Below are 15,782 nucleotides of genomic sequence, written 5' to 3' on the forward strand. Positions count from 1 at the left end.
ATATTCCTTGTCCTACCTGGCATATGCTGAAGTAATGAGAAGGTGAGAAAGGACTTGAAGATCATGCGAAAATGGCTCAAAACAACAGGTGAAGTGATCAAAGTATTTATCTTGTTCACAGGTTTTACCGTCCTGTTCTATTATGCTATGATATGGATAAATTCAGAATATGAAAGCTACCATCGTTATGATAAACCAGAGGGTGCAGCAATTAAAGTGATGGAAATGGATCAGCCGAATCAAGACAATTGGCAAGACCGATTGATTTATTTTTATCAAAACGGGGAGTAGAAATCATTGAACGATCAATTATCCGACTTTATTCATTTTATGACCGTAGAGAGAGGACTCTCTGAAAATACCATTGTTTCTTATAAAAGAGATTTGCAGAACTACTTGTCTTTTTTAATGACACATGAACAGCTGACGGATATTAGCGATGTCACGCGCCTGCATATCATTCATTATTTAAAGCAGCTAAAAGAGGAAGGGAAATCGAGTAAAACGTCTGTACGGCATCTATCATCAATCCGTTCTTTTCATCAATTTCTGCTTCGGGAAAAAGTGACAACGGATGACCCGTCATGGAACATTGAAACCCAAAAAACAGAGCGAACATTACCGAAAGTTTTATCATTAGGGGAGGTCGAAAAGCTGCTTGATACACCAAATCAGCACACTCCCTTTGACTACCGAGACAAAGCAATGCTTGAGCTCTTATATGCAACCGGCATTCGCGTTAGTGAAATGCTGGATCTGACTCTTGCCGATGTTCACCTCACAATGGGCTTTATCCGCTGTTTTGGAAAAGGAAGAAAAGAGCGAATTGTGCCAATCGGTGAAGCTGCCGCAAGCGCAATTGAAGAATATATCGAAAAGGGAAGAAGCAAGCTGTTAAAAAAACAGCCGTCCGATGCCTTGTTTCTCAATCATCACGGGAAAAAAATGTCGCGCCAGGGCTTTTGGAAGAACTTAAAAAAACGAGCCATTGAAGCAGGGATTCAAAAGGAACTGACGCCTCATACGCTCAGACATTCATTTGCTACACACCTGCTTGAAAACGGTGCGGACTTAAGAGCCGTACAGGAGATGCTCGGACATGCCGATATCTCAACAACACAAATTTATACACATGTGACGAAAACAAGACTGAAAGATGTGTATCACAAATTCCATCCAAGGGCATAAGTAAAGCATGACACGATGAATGGGTGTCATGCTTTTTCATCTTTACGCCGTTTATGGTTGTCAACTGGCTTGTAAACGGTTTATACTTGAGATGTCTGACCTCTTACTGTTTGTAAGGTCAAAAGACAAGAATATTGAAGGAGGCGCTTTTTAATGCCTGATTATCAGTATAAACGCATTTTCCTCGTCGTAATGGATTCAGTAGGGATTGGGGAAGCACCAGATGCTGCTGATTTTAATGATGTAGGTGCAGATACACTTGGACATATTGCTGAAAAAATGAACGGGCTTCATATGCCGAATATGGCGAAGCTTGGGCTGAGTCATATTAAAGAAATCAAAGGAATTCCAGCGGATGAAAAACCGCTTGCGTATTATGGAAAAATGCAAGAAGCATCAAATGGTAAAGACACAATGACAGGGCACTGGGAAATCATGGGTCTTTACATAGACACACCGTTCAAAGTCTTTCCAGACGGATTCCCAGATGAACTATTAAATGAATTAAAAGAAAAAACTGGCCGGGGTATTATTGGAAATAAACCTGCGTCTGGTACGGAAATTTTAGATGAGCTTGGCGAAGAGCACATGAAAACAGGCGATTTAATCGTTTATACATCTGCAGATTCTGTGCTGCAAATTGCTGCGCACGAAGAAGTTGTGCCATTAGATGAGCTTTACCGTATTTGTGAAATTGCCCGTGAACTCACATTAGATGAAAGGTATATGGTTGGACGGATTATCGCTCGTCCGTTTGTTGGAGAGCCTGGTGCTTTTGTTAGAACGCCAAACCGTCATGATTATGCGTTAAAACCATTTGACCGTACAGTCATGAATGAACTGAAAGATGATGGGCTCGATGTCATTGCGATCGGAAAAATCTCTGATATTTATGACGGCGAAGGAATCACATCATCTCTTAGAACAAAATCGAACATGGATGGAATGGACAAGCTGGTCGATACACTTAAAACAGACTTTACAGGACTCAGCTTTTTGAACCTTGTTGATTTTGACGCTCTTTACGGACATAGAAGAGATCCAGAGGGTTATGGAAAAGCATTAGAGGAATTTGATGCACGTCTTCCTGAAGTATTTGACCTGTTGAAAGAGGATGATCTTCTTGTGATCACAGCAGATCATGGAAATGACCCGGTTCATCACGGAACAGATCATACAAGAGAATACGTTCCGCTCATTGCTTACAGCAAAAAGCATCAGGAAGCAAATGAACTGCCAACAGCAAAAACGTTTGCTGATCTTGGGGCAACCGTTGCAGATAATTTCAAATCAACGATGCCTAAATACGGAACAAGCTTTTTATCTAAACTCAAATAGGGGGAAATCTCGTGGGAGCACAGTTTTCAGAAGCGGCGGCATATATTAAACAAGCATCGACATATGTACCAACAGTTGGATTGATTTTAGGATCAGGGCTTGGTATTTTAGCAGATGAGATTGAAAATCCAATCAAAATAAAATATGAAGATATTCCCGGATTCCCTGTTTCAACAGTAGAGGGACATGCAGGGCAGCTCGTGATCGGAACGCTGAGAGGCACTGTCGTTTGCGCGATGCAAGGACGTTTTCATTTCTATGAAGGATATGATATGAAGCAAGTGACGTTTCCTGTCCGTGTGATGAAAGAAATTGGTATTGAAACATGCATTGTCACAAATGCAGCCGGCGGAGTGAATACGTCATTCCGTCCGGGGGATCTCATGCTGATCACAGATCATATCAATATGATGGGAACCAATCCATTAATTGGCCCAAATGACAGTCAAGGCGTTCGTTTCCCTGATATGTCTGCACCGTACGATAAAGAATTGCTGGCACTTGCAGCAGAAACAGCCCAGCGTTTAGGTATATCTGTACAGCAGGGGGTTTATGCAGGGATGACAGGCCCTTCATATGAAACACCTGCTGAAGTTCGTTTCCTAAGAACACTTGGAGCAGATGCGGTAGGAATGTCGACTGTTCCAGAAGTCATTGTTGCGCGTCATGCAGGAATCAAAGTACTTGGCATTTCATGCATTTCCAATGCGGCATCTGGTATTTTGGATCAGCCGCTGTCACATGATGAAGTGATCGAAGTAACGGAAAAAGTGAAAGCAAGTTTTCTTGATTTAGTAAAAGACATTGTCGAACAACTTTCATAGCATGTGTCCAGAAGCCTTCTGCTACCCAAGCAGAAGGCTTTTTTTATTTGCAATCATACGATCTCTGAATAAAACAGCCTGTATGAGGAAAAAATAGAAAGGATTACGATAATGGAGGTCTGCCACTTGAAACGTCATATATGTGCATTGTTTATTTTAATGATCCTTATCTCAATGGTTTCACCATCTGCGACAGCAAAAGAAAAGATTGAAAAACCAGGAGAAAAACAAACATCAGAATTGGCACACGAAGCCAAATCAGCGATCTTAATAGAACGTGACACGGGAAAGGTGCTTTACAACAAAAACAGCGATGAAAAGCTTGCACCCGCAAGTATGACCAAAATCATGACGATGCTTCTCATCATGGAAGCTATAGATCAGGGTAAACTGAAAATGACAGACAAGGTCAGAACGAGCGACTATGCAGCGTCCATGGGAGGCTCACAAATCTTCCTTGAACCAGGAGAAGAAATGACCGTGAAAGAAATGCTGAAAGGCATTGCGATTGCTTCGGGAAATGATGCTTCAGTTGCCATGGCAGAGCATATTGCAGGATCTGAAGAACAGTTCGTAGAGCAGATGAACAAAAGGGCGAAAGAGCTTGGCCTCACCTCAACAGTCTTTCAAAACCCAACAGGACTTCCTGAAAAAGACCATTACAGCACAGCTCACGATATGGCAATAATGGCAAAAGAGCTGTTGAAATATGAACAAATCACCAAATTCACAGGTGTCTACGAAGACTATCTACGACAAAACACAGATAAAAAATTCTGGCTTGTAAACACAAACCGTCTGATTAAATTTTATCCAGGTGTCGATGGGGTGAAAACCGGTTTTACAGGTGAAGCGAAATACTGTTTAACTGCATCTGCTAAAAAAGGCAACATGCGCGTCATTGCGGTTGTCTTCGGCGCAAGCACCCCGAAAGACAGAAACGCTCAGGTAGTCAAAATGCTGGACTACGCATTTAGTCAATATACGACTCATCCGCTTTACAAACGAGGGCAAGATGTGGCGGAGGTCAAAGTGAGCAAAGGGAAAAAGAAAAATATTCAGCTCGTTACTTCTGAACCGATCTCCCTTCTAACGAAAAAAGGCGAAAATGTGGATCAGATCAAAAAAGAAATCAAATTGTCTCATGATGTCAAGGCTCCATTTTCAAAAGGAACGGAACTTGGTACGATCGTCTTGAAAAAAGATGGAAAAGTGCTGCATGAAAGTCCTGTAGAAGCAAAAGAAGGAATGGAAAAGGCAGGCATTTGGACTTTCTTCAAACGAGCAATGGCTGATTTTGTAAAATGGAAATAAAAGGAGAAAGGCTGCTGAAATTGGCAGTCTTTTTGCTATGAGGAAAAAGAAAAGAACATCTAAATGTGACGAATGGTCACTAGTTTTGTCATGGTGAAGGATTTACTTCTTATAAAAGAGAAACACTCTTTATCCGAAATTAGAGCAAGGAGGAATAAAAAGATGAGCCTTGGTATTGATTTTCAAGTAAAAGAGAGCGTACTTTGCATTCGGTTAACAGGAGAGCTCGATCATCACTCCGCAGAAACATTGAGACAAAAGGTGACGAATTATTTGGAAACAGAGGACATTCGCCACATTGTGCTGAATCTGGCTGATTTATCGTTTATGGACAGCTCTGGACTCGGAGTGATTTTAGGAAGATATAAAGAGATTAAGCAGCTTGGCGGAGAAATGGTCGTCTGTGCCATCTCGCCAGCAGTGAATCGGTTATTTGATATGTCTGGTTTGTTTAAAATCATTCGTATGGAGCCTTCAGAGCAAACGGCTTTGCAAACATTGGGGGTGGCGTCATGAGAAATGAAATGAATCTGACTTTTTCGGCATTAAGCCAAAATGAATCGTTTGCGAGGGTGACAGTCGCGGCGTTTATCGCTCAGCTTGATCCGACTTTAGATGAATTAACAGAAATCAAGACCGTCGTATCCGAGGCAGTGACAAACTCCATCATCCATGGCTATGATGGGAATCCAGATGGCAAGGTGCATATCCATGTCACATTAGATGACCATGTCGTCTACCTCACCATCCGTGACGAAGGCATGGGTATTACCGATCTTGAGGAAGCAAGACAGCCGCTTTTTACAACAAAACCAGACTTAGAGCGCTCTGGAATGGGCTTTACCATCATGGAGAATTTTATGGATGATGTCATGGTGGACTCATCTCCAGAAATGGGCACGACCATCCGTTTAACAAAGCATCTATCAAAAAGCAAAGCGCTTTGTAATTAAAGGAGCTGCTCATATGGATGTGGAGGTAAAAAAGCAAGCTAAAAAAGCCCAGCTGTCAAATGATGAAGTCAAAGAGCTCATCAAAAAAAGCCAAGACGGTGATCAGCAAGCAAGAGACCTCCTCGTAGAAAAAAACATGCGTCTTGTTTGGTCCGTTGTTCAGCGCTTTTTAAATAGGGGATATGAACCAGATGATCTGTTTCAGATTGGCTGTATTGGACTGCTGAAATCTGTGGATAAATTTGATTTGTCATATGATGTAAAGTTTTCAACGTACGCCGTCCCAATGATCATCGGGGAAATTCAGCGATTCATTCGGGATGATGGTACGGTCAAAGTCAGCCGGTCATTAAAGGAACTCGGAAATAAAATCCGGCGAGCAAGGGATGAGTTGTCTAAGTCTCATGGAAGAATGCCGACCGTTCAAGAAATTGCCGAATACCTTGATATCACACCAGAGGATGTCGTCCTCGCCCAAGAAGCGGTCCGCTCCCCATCATCCATTCATGAAACGGTGTATGAAAATGATGGGGATCCAATAACATTGCTTGACCAAATTGCCGATCATTCTGAAGAAAGATGGTTTGACAAAATTGCTCTGAAAGAAGCGATCAAGGAATTAGAAGAAAGGGAAAAACTCATTGTGTATTTAAGGTATTATAAAGACCAGACACAGTCTGAGGTTGCAGAAAGACTTGGCATTTCACAGGTGCAAGTCTCACGGCTTGAAAAGAAAATTTTAAAACAAATCCAAATGCAAATGGATCAAAAAGACAGCTAGCCAATTCGGCTGGCTTTTTTTGTGTGGTAATTACCGGTAAATCAAGTTCTGTCAGTATGAGAACCATTTTTCACCACATACTATTTTTAACCCCTCGTATAGGAAGTGACTTGGATGGACGGACAAATCTTTATTCGGCTGCGCCATCGAATCAAGACCGGAATAGATCAGCTCATTTATTTAGAGGATATCGCCCAAATCACTGGTGATGAGTTTGCTGTGCAAAAGCTTAGCAAAATGCCGGTGTATCATGTCAGCAAAAAGGATCGTCACATCGTCGTTCTTGATATCATGCATGTCGTCAAAACGATCAAAAAAACGTGGCCAGATATCGACATTCAAACCGTTGGCGGCTCTGAGGCCATTGTTGAAATTGATACAGGCAAACGCCAGCTTTCTCCCGTTTTATTTGTGTTTGTATGGCTTCTATTATTTGTCGGAGCGGCGCTTGCCATTATGAATTTCCACGAGGATGTCAGTATGCGGCTCGTTCATATCCGCCTATATGAAATGATCACAGGGAAAACGGTTGAGCATCCGTATTTATTACAAATTCCATATAGCTTTGGACTCGGCTTTGGCATGATTTTGTTTTTCAATCATGTATTTAAAAAGCGTTTAAATGAAGAACCAAGTCCGCTCGAAGTGGAAATGTTTAAATATCAGCTCGATCTCGATCATTATGTCGCACTCAATGAAAATAAAGAAACATTGAAGGATATCCATGATCGGTAAATGGCTTTTTGTCGTACTCGTTGGACTTGGCGGCGGTTTAACAGTCGGAGCAGGATTTGTGGCATTTCTTACAGTGCTTGGCATCATCCCCCGCTTAATGCAATTAACCAAAACGCAGCGCTTCATACAAGGGTACGAGGCGGCTGTCATTAGCGGGGCGGTTGTTGGCGGCTGGGCCACCTTAAGTCAAATACATCTGCATTTAACCAAATGGCTGGCGCTGCCGGTCGGTCTTTTATCAGGCATCTTTGTCGGCATGCTTGCAGCTGCACTTACTGAAGTATTAAATGTACTTCCTATATTAACGAAAAGAATTGGAATGGACGGGAAAATTGTTTTGCTGCTCATGGCCATCGTCTTAGGAAAGATATTTGGTTCACTATTTCATTGGCTTATTTATATTTAAGAAATTGGAGGGAACAACACGTGTCGAGTTTAAAAGAGAACTATCCATCTAAGGTGAAAACGTATCAGCCCAAACCACCTTATGTCCTCAACTGCATCAAGGCGTTTTTAATTGGTGGCTTGATCTGTCTAATAGGTGAGGGGCTGCAGAATTTCTATATCCACTTTTTTGATTTTAACGAAAAGACAGCAGGGAACCCAACAGTGGCAACCCTCATTTTAATTTCTTCTATATTAACTGGAATCGGTATTTACGATAAAATCGGCCAGTTTGCTGGAGCGGGATCGGCCGTACCAGTGACAGGCTTCGCTAACAGTATGACAAGTGCTGCCCTTGAGCATAGAAGTGAAGGGCTTGTTTTAGGTGTTGCCACAAATATGTTTAAGCTCGCTGGGAACGTCATTGTGTTCGGTGTCGTCTCGGCATATATCGTAGGGATCATTCGATACATCTTGGAAAAGATGTTTTCGTAGGAGGAATGAAAGGTGAAACTAACAGGTAAACAATCTTGGGTATTTGAGCACAAGCTTTATGTCAATGCAGAAGGAACTGCTGCAGGACCTAAGGAAAAAGAAGGTCCAATTGGACATTTAATTGATAAAACATACGATGAAATGCACTGTGATCAAAAGAACTGGGAAATGGCTGAAAGGAAGCTCATGGATGATGCGATATCAACCGCTTTATCAAAAGCAAATTTGCAAAAAAGCGATATTGATCTGTTGCTGGCTGGAGATTTACTCAACCAAAACGTCACTGCAAACTATGTGGCAAGAGAGCTGAAGATCCCGTTTCTCTGCTTGTTTGGAGCATGCTCGACCTCAATGGAATCGGTCGCCATTGCGTCAGCACTCATTGATGGTGGCTTTGCAAATAGAGCCATCGCAGCAACAAGCAGTCACAATGCGACCGCAGAACGCCAATTTCGAAACCCGACCGAATACGGCGGACAAAAGCCAGATACAGCAACAAGTACCGTAACAGGGAGCGGAGCCGTTATTATCAGCCAAGAGCCCTCACAAATTCAAATTACAAGTGCAACGGTAGGCAGGGTCATGGATCTTGGCATTACAGATCCATTTGATATGGGGTCGGCCATGGCACCGGCCGCGGCAGACACCATCAAGCAGCATTTAGAAGACTTAGGAAGAACAGTAGATGATTACGATTTGATTTTAACTGGAGATTTATCAGGCATTGGTTCACCGATCTTAAAGGATCTCCTGAAAGAAGAAGGTATTCAGCTTGGGCGAAAGCACGATGATTGCGGTTTAATCATCTATACGCCCGATCAAAACGTATTCGCTGGAGGCAGCGGCTGTGCTTGTTCAGCGATTGTGACATTTAGTCATATTTTTCAAGAAATGAAAGCAGGGAATTTGCAAAGAGTACTCGTTGTGGCAACCGGGGCGCTACTCAGCCCGATGATGGTTCAGCAAAAAGAGACCATTCCAACCATTGCGCACGGTGTCGTATTTGAGCGTGCAGGAGGAGAGAGCTAATGGATTATCTTATCGCTTTTGTGGCAGGCGGACTTATTTGTGTCATTGGCCAGCTTTTGCTAGATGTACTCAAACTCACGCCTGCACATGTCATGACTACTTTTGTTGTGGCAGGTACCATTTTAGACGGATTCGGTATTTATGATAAATTTATTGAATTTGCCGGTGCAGGCGCAACCGTACCAATCGTCAGCTTTGGTCATAGCTTGCTTCACGGGGCGATGCATCAAGCGGATGTACATGGATTCATTGGTATCGGCATCGGTATTTTTGAATTAACCTCTGCTGGTATATCAGCTGCGATTTTATTCTCATTTATTATCGCACTTATCTTTAAACCGAAAGGATAACCTAATATGGGGCAAAGACGGAAAGTCATTTTAGTGACAGACGGAGATATATATGCTGCCAAAACCATTGAGCTCGCCGCTAAAAACGTCGGCGGACGATGTATTTCTAGCTCAAAAGGGAATCCAAGCAAACGAACAGGACCTGAACTTGTTCAGATGATTTTAAAAACGCCGTATGATCCAGTTTTTGTGATGTTTGATGATTCTGGACTGACCGGTGAAGGAACAGGCGAGACGGCGATGAAACATGTGGCACGCCACCCTGAAATCGAAGTCATTGGCGCGATTGCAGTTGCATCCAAGACGCACCAAGCCGAATGGACAAAGGTCCATGTCTCCATTGACCGGGAAGGTGAACTGACAGAATACGGTGTCGACAAACACGGTCTTCCCGAAATGGAGCCCCATAAAATGAGCGGGGATACAGTGTATTGTCTTGACTCCCTCAATCTCCCGTTCGTTGTCGGGATTGGAGATATTGGCAAGATGGGACGGAAAGATGATCTGAGCAAGGGATCTCCAATCACGATGAAAGCAGTGGAATTAATATTAGAAAGGAGTGGCTTCCATGAAGAAAGACAAGGTAAACGTGTACCGAGACCCGAAGAAAAATGAAGATTACTTCAAAGAAAATGTCGGAATGGGTCTCAGCTTTGACCTTGGTGTTCGGAAAATTTATATACACGATCAGGAAATCCAGCTTTACTATGTAAACGGATTGTGTGATACACAGTATGTCATCTACTTATTAAAAGAACTAATCGAAATCAATGACAACGAACCAGAATCAGATGATCTTGCACATGTAGTCGAGAACCGCCTTGTCAATCAGCAGGTCTCCAAGGTAGAAACGCTGGATGAAGCGGTGGATCAAGTACTGTCCGGGCTTGTAGCAGTTGTTGTAGAAGGTGAAAACTACGCCTTTATCATTGATGTTAGAAGTTATCCTGGCAGAATGCCTGAGGAGCCGGATACAGAAAAGGTTGTCAGGGGAGCAAGAGACGGTTTTGTTGAAAACATTATTGTAAATACAGCGCTTATTCGAAGAAGAGTGCGGGATGAAAAGCTGCGATACAAAATGCTCAAAGTAGGCGAACGTTCCAAAGCCGATGTTTGTGTTTGCTATATTGAAGATATTGCAGACCCAGATCTTGTAGATATTATAGAAAAAGAAGTATCAGGAATTAAGGTCGATGGGCTGACGATGTCTGATAAAACGATTGAAGAATTTATTATTAAGCAAGGATATAATCCCTTTCCGCTAGTGCGTTATACCGAGCGTCCAGATGTCGCCGCTAACCACATATTAGAAGGGCATGTCATCATCATTACGGATACATCCCCTAGTGTCATCATTACACCAACCACTATTTTTCACCACGTTCAGCATGCAGAAGAATATCGCCAGGCACCTGCCGTTGGTACATTCCTAAGATGGGTACGCTTTTTAGGCATTTTATGTTCTACCTTTCTTTTGCCGATTTGGTTTCTTTTTATCCTTGAACCAAATCTTTTGCCTGACAATTTAAGCTATATTGGGTTTAACAAACCTTCTCATATCCCTGTGATTCTCCAAGTGTTCCTTGCTGATTTCGGGGTGGAATTTTTAAGGATGGCAGCAATTCATACGCCAACCGCATTGTCGACCGCCATGGGACTGATCGCGGCTGTTTTAATTGGACAAATCGCTATTGATGTCGGTTTGTTTACACCAGAGGTCATCTTATACGTTTCACTGGCGGCGATCGGTACCTTTACAACGCCAAGCTATGAGCTGAGTGTCGCCAATAAGATTGTCAGGCTCATCATCCTAGCACTAGTGGCGATCTTCAAGCTGAATGGACTCATCATTGGTTTTACGTTGTTACTCATTTATTTAACTTCCATTCGTTCATTGCAGACGCCTTATATGTGGCCGTTCCTCCCTTTTAATGGGAAGGCTTTGTGGCAAGTGCTGATTCGGACGTCTGTTCCTGGCTCAAAAGTAAGACCGAGCATCGTTCACCCTCAAAACAGATCAAAAATTCCGCCAAATTCTTAAGGCTCATTGAAAGTGGCTGAAGATTGTGATATTGTATTTTTAACTTTGAGACAAGGCACAAGGCAGCTCACGCAGCTGCCTTTTTTCAGCCGAAGCGGAGAAAGAGGGAATGACATTGTATTTACACGGCACTTGCAGACAAAATGAACTCGGTCATTTAGAAATTGGTGGTGTTGATGCCGTTTCTTTAGCTGAAACGTATGGGACACCACTTTATGTATATGATGTGGCTTTAATACGGGAGCGCGCAAAAAGCTTTCAAAAAGCATTTATAGAGGAAGAATTAACAGCGCAGGTAGCATACGCGAGTAAAGCATTTTCTTCTATTGCCATGTTTCAGCTTGCTAAAGAAGAAGGATTATCTCTTGATGTTGTCTCAGGCGGTGAGCTTCACACAGCCATTTGCGCTGGGTTCCCAGTAGAAAAAATTCATTTCCATGGCAATAATAAAAGCAGAGAAGAATTAAAAATGGCTTTAGAGCATGGGATCGGCTGTATAGTTGTGGATAATTTCTATGAAACGAAGCTCATTGAACAGCTTGGTCAAGAGCTGTCAAAAAAAGTGAAGGTATTGCTCCGCATCACGCCTGGTGTCGAAGCGCATACGCATGATTACATTACGACAGGTCAAGAGGATTCAAAATTTGGCTTTGATCTTCACAATGGACAAGCAGATGAAGCGGTGAAACAAGTGCTTGGTTCAGAAGTGATCGAGCTTTTAGGTGTCCATTGTCATATCGGTTCACAAATTTTTGATACGGCTGGTTTTGTCCTTGCAGCAGATAAAATCTTTATGAAGCTGGATGAATGGAGAGAATCATTTGGTTTTATTTCTACAGTGTTAAACTTAGGCGGCGGCTTTGGGATTCGTTATACAGAAGAGGATGAACCACTTCCTGCGACAGAATATGTCGAGAAAATAATCCAAGCTGTGAAAGAGAACGTGGCCCGTTATGAGTTTGATATGCCAGAGATTTGGATAGAACCAGGCCGTTCTCTTGTTGGAGATGCAGGGACGACTCTTTATACGATCGGATCATCAAAACATGTACCTGGCATCCGCGATTATGTTGCGGTAGATGGCGGAATGAGTGACAACATTCGTCCGGCTTTATATCAAGCGAAATATGAAGCGGCAAGTGCCAATAAAATGAGTCAAACGCATGATCAAACCGTTTCAATTGCCGGTAAATGCTGTGAAAGCGGAGATATGCTTATTTGGGATATCGATTTGCCAGAGTTATCACAAGGGGATTTATTGGCTGTCTTTTGTACCGGAGCTTACGGCTATAGTATGTCAAACAACTATAACCGCATCCCGCGCCCAGCGGTTGTGTTTGTAGAGGACGGGGAAGCGCAGCTTGTGGTTGAGCGTGAAACCTATGAGGACATTGTCAAACTTGATTTACCGTATCAATCAAAAGTGAAATCATCTAATTAAAAAAGCTGCCTGGGGTACAGGCAGCTTTTTTAATGAATTATTTTCCTCCAGTGAATACAGAGACGATCGCGTTCCAGATGGAGACAAAGAAATCCCAAATCTTTTGAAGAAGGTTTTTCCCTTCATCCGATTCTATGAATTTTGTAATCTTGTCTTTTGCTTTATCAATTTGAGATCCTACTTGATTCCAATCGATATTGATGTTTTTCATTTTATCAAATAGCGAGACAAGCTGATCTTTTTGATCCTGCGTCAGATTTAAGTTCAAATCAGAAGCAGCCTGATCGACTTTTTCTTCTACTTCTTTGGTGGTTTTAGGGACACCGTTTTTTGCAATGTCATCTTTGATTTTTGCAATAAGGGCAGAAGCGTTGTCTTTCCCGATAGAGTCACCTAATTTAGATGTAGTCACAAGCTCTTCGTTTGCCACCTGCTTCACATCTTCTGGAATGGCTTTGTCGCTTGACACCTCATACGCTTTAAGTAAGCCCGTCAGTGCGGCTGTACCAGATACTTCAAATGGAGCAGTGACGACAACCTTGGCATCCTTGACACCTGCTGTCATTAAAGCATTTAAATACATCTCATCTGTAATGGTCTTGATGTTGTGTGTATCCACAGTCAGACCAGTACCTGATTTCTCAATGGTGATAGATGAAGATGATAATGCTCTCGTCCCGATAGAAGAACGAGGGATATACTTTCCTAAATATTCGTGCTCTTCTTTATTGGTTACTTCAATTTTTGTCGCATTTTCAGGTGGATTCAACTCGTCAAGAACCTTTTGTCGATCAGCTGGTGTTAAGTCTTGCCCGAGTGTGACGATGACATCGCCGACAGCTGCATCCGCTAAGCTGACTTTTGGCGCACCAATTAGGAAAAGGAGCGCTGCCATCATACCAAGCATCATTTTTTTAAACATGTTGACCTCCTTCAAGTCGAAAGCGTTCCTCTTTCAAGAGAAACTCAGCTTTTGAGTACACGTACAGAAATGCACTCCATCATATAGACGTAACAAATTGACTCGACGTTTCAATTTTCTTTTTAAGATGTGTTCCTTTTCCAATAAATGAAGACATGTCATTTCGTCACATATCATTTTATTAGGAAAAAAGAATCAAGCAATCCTATTTTATCAATCATCAGTTAAGAGGTAAATGACAATCGAAGAGCAGGGGATGTTTAACATCACCGAAAATGTGCTATAATGAGCGTTGTTTAACCTGAAAGGAGAATGTGAAAAATGGCGAAAAAAGGATACATACAATTAACGAATGGAAAGAAAATTGAGTTTGAACTTTACCCAGAGGCTGCTCCAGGTACAGTAGCAAACTTTGAAAAATTAGCGAATGAAGGCTTCTACGATGGATTGAAGTTCCACCGCGTGATTCCAGGCTTCGTAAGCCAAGGTGGCGACCCAAACGGCAATGGAACGGGTGGTCCTGGTTACACAATTAAATGTGAAACAGAAGGAAATCCACATCAGCACGAAAGAGGTTCATTATCAATGGCACATGCTGGTAAAGACACAGGCGGCAGCCAATTCTTTATCGTACATGACCCGCAGCCGCACTTAAACGGTGTTCACACTGTTTTTGGCAAGGTAACATCTGGTATCGAGGCTGTACTTGATATGGAGCAAGGCCAAGGCATGGAAAAAGTTGAAGTTGTAGATGCTTAATCTAAAACACCGCTAAACGCGGTGTTTTTTATTTTGTATCTGATTTTACAGTTATTTGTTCTGTTAAGCGGTAGGTGATGATCCAATACAAAATGGCTGTGGCGCTGATAGCGGCACCAAATAGACATACCCCATTCCAGCCATAGTTTGCGTATATGCTGGTTGAAACAATTGAACCGGTCGCACTACCGATGGAGTAAAAAATCATGTAAGCAGCCGTAAGCCGGCTTCTCGCCTCAGGCCGCACTGTGAAAATCATAGTCTGATTCGTTACGTGTACTGCCTGCACAGATAGGTCAAGAATGATAATGCCAATGACTAAGGCAATAAGTGAATGTTCAGTCAAACTGATGAAAAACCATGAAATGAATAATAGGACAAGGGCTATACCGCTTGTGAACTGTCCAAAACCTCGATCAGCAAGGCGGCCAGCCCGAGCAGCCCCTAACGCTCCGGTTGCTCCAGCAAGACCAAATGCGCCAATAGCAGTATGTGAAAGAGAGTGTGGCGCAGTACTGAGAGGCAGCACGAGTGAAGTCCACAACGTACCAAAGACGATAAAAATCAGAAGAGCTAGAATCCCGCGGATGCGCAGGATCCGTTCTTGTATGAACAATACAAACATTGAACGAAGCAGATGAGCATAGGATAATGACTCTCTTTTGCTGTCATCACGCGGGAGTACTCGGAACAATACGCCAGTTAGGATCAGCATGGTGACGGCAGAAACAAGATATACAGACCTCCAGCCAGCAAAATCGGTTAATACACCAGCAAAGGTTCGTGCGAGAAGAATACCGATGACGATTCCACTTTGCACCAAGCCGACGATACGGCCGCGCTCTTCTGGAGCAGCCCAACTTGCTGCAAACGCAACGAGTACCTGAGTGACTACAGCGAGCAGTCCGACCAATGCTAATCCTATAAATAGGACGGTGACGATAGGAGCGATGCCGACTAGAATGAGGGCAAGCACAGATAAAAGCATCTGACCAATGATGAGCCGGCGTCGATTCAACAGATCACCAAGTGGTACGATCAGTAGCAGCCCCGCCGCATAACAAAGCTGAGTAATCGTAATGACAATACCGATGGATGAATACGTGATATCGAACTCGGCTGCCAGTGAATCTAGTAACGGTTGTGCGAAGTATATGTTTGCAACAGCCATCCCGCAGGCTGTTGCAAAAAGTAGTGCCATATAGTGAGTCATTTTATCTTTAACCAT

At 42.8% G+C, this 15,782-nt stretch carries 19 protein-coding genes; 17 read left to right on the forward strand and 2 right to left on the reverse strand.

All coding sequences use genetic code 11. The features are described 5' to 3' along the window. The first annotated feature begins 63 nt into the window (after positions 1-63). From QSJ46_RS07680 to lysA, 16 genes are all read left to right on the forward strand, one after another. Positions 64-291: a YqzK family protein gene (locus QSJ46_RS07680; protein ID WP_024428058.1), complete on the forward strand. Its 228-nt coding sequence runs from the start codon at positions 64-66 to the stop codon at positions 289-291. A gap of 6 nt (positions 292-297) precedes the next feature. Continuing rightward, the gene (xerD, locus tag QSJ46_RS07685; protein ID WP_039179686.1) at positions 298-1,188 is read left to right on the forward strand and encodes a site-specific tyrosine recombinase XerD; all 891 of its coding nucleotides are present in this window, start codon (positions 298-300) and stop codon (positions 1,186-1,188) included. A gap of 153 nt (positions 1,189-1,341) precedes the next feature. Further along, positions 1,342-2,526, forward strand: coding sequence for a phosphopentomutase (deoB, locus tag QSJ46_RS07690; protein ID WP_285604530.1), 1,185 nt, complete (start codon positions 1,342-1,344; stop codon positions 2,524-2,526). An 11-nt stretch (positions 2,527-2,537) separates the two neighbouring features. Continuing rightward, positions 2,538-3,350, forward strand: coding sequence for a purine-nucleoside phosphorylase (locus QSJ46_RS07695; protein ID WP_285604531.1), 813 nt, complete (start codon positions 2,538-2,540; stop codon positions 3,348-3,350). 159 nt (positions 3,351-3,509) lie between these two features. Next, positions 3,510-4,664, forward strand: coding sequence for a D-alanyl-D-alanine carboxypeptidase family protein (locus QSJ46_RS07700; RefSeq protein WP_404841315.1), 1,155 nt, complete (start codon positions 3,510-3,512; stop codon positions 4,662-4,664). 162 nt (positions 4,665-4,826) lie between these two features. Next, complete coding sequence (gene spoIIAA / locus QSJ46_RS07705; RefSeq protein WP_024422866.1) at positions 4,827-5,180, forward strand: anti-sigma F factor antagonist; 354 nt, start codon at positions 4,827-4,829, stop codon at positions 5,178-5,180. Further along, positions 5,177-5,617, forward strand: a complete 441-nt coding sequence (spoIIAB, locus tag QSJ46_RS07710) for an anti-sigma F factor (RefSeq protein ID WP_024422865.1) — start codon at positions 5,177-5,179, stop codon at positions 5,615-5,617. Before spoIIAA ends, spoIIAB begins: the two co-directional genes overlap by 4 nt. A 13-nt stretch (positions 5,618-5,630) precedes the next feature. Further along, positions 5,631-6,398 (forward strand): RNA polymerase sporulation sigma factor SigF, encoded by a 768-nt coding sequence (sigF, locus tag QSJ46_RS07715; RefSeq protein WP_024422864.1) that lies wholly within the window; start codon positions 5,631-5,633, stop codon positions 6,396-6,398. Positions 6,399-6,512: 114 nt separating this feature from the next. Beyond that, positions 6,513-7,133, forward strand: a complete 621-nt coding sequence (locus QSJ46_RS07720; RefSeq protein WP_034280357.1) for a stage V sporulation protein AA — start codon at positions 6,513-6,515, stop codon at positions 7,131-7,133. Next, positions 7,123-7,539 carry a stage V sporulation protein AB gene (locus tag QSJ46_RS07725; RefSeq protein ID WP_039179670.1) on the forward strand — a complete coding sequence of 139 codons (417 nt, stop codon included), beginning with the start codon at positions 7,123-7,125 and terminating at the stop codon, positions 7,537-7,539. Before QSJ46_RS07720 ends, QSJ46_RS07725 begins: the two co-directional genes overlap by 11 nt. 20 nt (positions 7,540-7,559) lie before the next feature. Beyond that, positions 7,560-8,012, forward strand: coding sequence for a stage V sporulation protein AC (gene spoVAC / locus QSJ46_RS07730; RefSeq protein ID WP_047204123.1), 453 nt, complete (start codon positions 7,560-7,562; stop codon positions 8,010-8,012). 12 nt (positions 8,013-8,024) lie between these two features. Then, positions 8,025-9,041, forward strand: coding sequence for a stage V sporulation protein AD (gene spoVAD, locus QSJ46_RS07735; protein WP_107163399.1), 1,017 nt, complete (start codon positions 8,025-8,027; stop codon positions 9,039-9,041). After that, a complete protein-coding gene (gene spoVAE, locus QSJ46_RS07740; RefSeq protein WP_007501045.1) occupies positions 9,041-9,391 on the forward strand; it encodes a stage V sporulation protein AE in 351 nt (116 codons plus the stop codon). The genes spoVAD and spoVAE overlap by 1 nt, the downstream gene beginning before the upstream one ends. A 6-nt stretch (positions 9,392-9,397) precedes the next feature. Beyond that, on the forward strand, positions 9,398-10,006 hold the full coding sequence (gene spoVAEA, locus QSJ46_RS07745; protein ID WP_047204121.1) for a stage V sporulation protein SpoVABEA: 609 nt from the start codon (positions 9,398-9,400) through the stop codon (positions 10,004-10,006). Then, a complete protein-coding gene (locus tag QSJ46_RS07750; protein ID WP_047204120.1) occupies positions 9,960-11,432 on the forward strand; it encodes a spore germination protein in 1,473 nt (490 codons plus the stop codon). Before spoVAEA ends, QSJ46_RS07750 begins: the two co-directional genes overlap by 47 nt. Before the next feature lie 115 nt (positions 11,433-11,547). Further along, positions 11,548-12,873, forward strand: a complete 1,326-nt coding sequence (gene lysA / locus QSJ46_RS07755; RefSeq protein WP_212040029.1) for a diaminopimelate decarboxylase — start codon at positions 11,548-11,550, stop codon at positions 12,871-12,873. Positions 12,874-12,910: 37 nt separating this feature from the next. Here the strand turns inward: lysA and QSJ46_RS07760 are convergent, their stop codons facing one another. Next, on the reverse strand, positions 12,911-13,795 hold the full coding sequence (locus QSJ46_RS07760) for a DUF1002 domain-containing protein (RefSeq protein ID WP_024422856.1): 885 nt from the start codon (positions 13,793-13,795) through the stop codon (positions 12,911-12,913). Between the two features lie 321 nt (positions 13,796-14,116). Between QSJ46_RS07760 and QSJ46_RS07765 the strand changes: the two genes are divergently transcribed. Beyond that, positions 14,117-14,554, forward strand: coding sequence for a peptidylprolyl isomerase (locus tag QSJ46_RS07765; protein WP_008359679.1), 438 nt, complete (start codon positions 14,117-14,119; stop codon positions 14,552-14,554). Between the two features lie 28 nt (positions 14,555-14,582). Here the strand turns inward: QSJ46_RS07765 and QSJ46_RS07770 are convergent, their stop codons facing one another. Continuing rightward, positions 14,583-15,782, reverse strand: coding sequence for an MFS transporter (locus QSJ46_RS07770; protein WP_285604532.1), 1,200 nt, complete (start codon positions 15,780-15,782; stop codon positions 14,583-14,585).

The sequence above is a fragment of the Bacillus sp. YKCMOAS1 genome (assembly GCF_030268125.1).
In the GTDB taxonomy this organism is placed as follows: domain Bacteria; phylum Bacillota; class Bacilli; order Bacillales; family Bacillaceae; genus Bacillus; species Bacillus safensis.